Source organism: Psychrobacter sp., from assembly GCF_035469765.1.
Classification (GTDB): Bacteria; Pseudomonadota; Gammaproteobacteria; order Pseudomonadales; family Moraxellaceae; genus Psychrobacter.
Map to the genome: position 1 here is coordinate 1 of NZ_DATIRM010000429.1, position 1,619 is coordinate 1,619.

Annotated in this window: 2 protein-coding genes; one reads left to right on the forward strand and one right to left on the reverse strand. The window is 42.0% G+C overall.

Annotation, left to right across the window (positions count from 1 at the left end; translation table 11 throughout):
• Positions 1–71 precede the first annotated feature (71 nt).
• A complete protein-coding gene (locus VLN09_RS11815) occupies positions 72–401 on the reverse strand; it encodes a TraR/DksA family transcriptional regulator (protein WP_325246755.1) in 330 nt (109 codons plus the stop codon).
• A gap of 315 nt (positions 402–716) precedes the next feature.
• Here VLN09_RS11815 and VLN09_RS11820 point away from each other — a divergent pair.
• Positions 717–1,619, forward strand: a 903-nt coding sequence (locus VLN09_RS11820) for a phosphoglycerate kinase (protein ID WP_325246757.1), incomplete at its 3' end; no start/stop codon positions are given.

Genomic DNA, 1,619 nt, shown 5'->3' on the forward strand with positions numbered 1-1,619 from the left:
ACACATGGAATTCGCCTGCCTATTAAGGAACTCATTTGTTAAGAAATGCATTTGAAAATAGCGTCTAAACATTATTCAGCATGTTCCATACATAAGGTAGCATAAGGCAAGGCTCGCAAGCGTTGTGGCTCGATAGGCTCATTGCATACTTCACATTCGCCATAAGTACCATTTTCAATACGACTTAAAGCGTTGTGTACATGGATCAGACTTTGCTGTGCTTCAACCATTAAGTTCTTACGCATATCATTTTGACTATAAGCAATGGCTTGGTCGTCCCAATGCTCGTTAAGGTCATCTTGTGGATTTTTAATATGATCCTCAATCTTAGCAATACGAGTTTCATATTCCTCTTTGAGTTTTAATAGTTCTTGTTCGGCAGTTTTGAGGTCGATATTCATTGGTTTCTCCTAAAGAATTATTTTTATCGTGTAAATATACTATCTATCATAGATAGATAAATGGTTCAGTGCCACCACAAAATGTTACTGAAGCCGTAAGCCACTTTAAGGTGATAAAACTGCCTAGGGCAAAATTTATCTTAGCTTACGTATGAGTGCGGGTCAGAAAACTGTTAGAATACACCGCCTTAAATTCTTGCTAGATCGGTCTTACAAAACCAGCAGCAATAGGATTTGATTAAATAGATTTGCTAAAGATGTAATAAAAGCTAACCGTCAAACAGATTAATAACAGATGATGTATAGGAGCAGGTAATGAATTTTTTGCGTATGAGCGATCTGAGTTTGACCGATAAAGTAGTGTTGATTCGTGAAGACCTCAATGTGCCTATCAAAGAAGGTAAGGTCGCTAGTGACGCACGCTTACAAGCCAGCCTGCCGACGATTAAGATGGCGTTAGAGAAGGGCGCAGCGGTGATTGTTTGCTCGCATTTGGGTCGCCCGACAGAAGGACGTCCTGAAGCTATCTATTCATTAGCGCCCGTTGCTGACTATTTAAGCGACAAACTAGCCGCGCCTGTTACTCTCAATAGTGACTACCTCACTCAAGGCGTCGCCATCAAAGCTGGCGAGGTCGTATTACTTGAGAACGTACGTTTTAATGAAGGCGAAAAAAAGAACGATGCAGTGCTTGCCCAAAAATATGCTGATTTGTGCGATGTATTTGTGATGGATGCTTTTGGTACCGCTCATCGCGCTCAAGCCTCAACAGAAGGCGTAACCCAGGCGATGCACCAAGCAGGCAAAATTGCTTGCGCAGGACCTTTATTGGCAGCGGAGCTTGATGCTTTAAGCTTAGCGCTTGAAACGCCAGCACAGCCAATGTTGGCAATTGTTGGTGGATCTAAAGTATCAACTAAACTAGAAGTTTTGCACAGTTTGGCTGAGCTCTGCTCACAGATTATCGTTGGTGGCGGTATTGCTAATACTTTCTTGGCTGCACAAGGTTATAGCGTTGGCGCCTCACTTTATGAAGCGGATTTGGTCGATACTGCCCGTGATATCATGGGAAAAACTGAGATTTTATTACCTGAATATGTCGTCGTTGCAGATAAAAATGATATCGACTTTGGTGACTTTACTGGCTCATTACAAAAAGCCGTTGCTACCATCAAGCCGGTTGATGCCATCGGTGATAATGACATGATCTTAGATATT

Coding starts and splice junctions, on each gene's coding strand:
- VLN09_RS11815 (WP_325246755.1), bottom strand. CDS start 401: ATGAATATCGACCTCAAAACTGCCGAACAAGAACTATTAAAACTCAAA.